This window comes from Phormidium sp. CCY1219 (assembly GCF_035615515.1).
Taxonomy (GTDB): domain Bacteria; phylum Cyanobacteriota; class Cyanobacteriia; order Cyanobacteriales; family Laspinemataceae; genus CCY1219.
This window is the reverse complement of sequence record NZ_JAJENT010000490.1, coordinates 1-219: the sequence shown is the minus strand read 5'-3', so window position 1 is coordinate 219 and position 219 is coordinate 1. Positions and strand designations below refer to the sequence as shown.

The following is a 219-nucleotide window of genomic DNA, read 5'->3' as shown; positions in this document are numbered from 1 at the left end:
AATATCAAGTCGGAAAATATAAGACCGGAAAGGACACGCATGGCAATCCACTAGGCTTCAAAACCATCATCAAACCCAGCAAAAAAGCCATCAAAACCCACTACGAAAAACTTAAGGAAATAGTAGACTCCCACAGAGCAGTACCGCAAGAGGGACTAATAAGACACCTCAACCCGGTCATCAGAGGTTGGAGCAACTACTACTCAACAGCAGTGTCCA

Annotated in this window: 1 protein-coding gene; it reads left to right on the top strand. The window is 44.7% G+C overall.

The window, feature by feature from the left end; translation table 11 throughout:
• Window positions 1-219 (top strand): group II intron maturase-specific domain-containing protein (locus tag LKK83_RS12800; protein WP_324631536.1); only part of this gene is annotated, 219 nt, incomplete at both ends.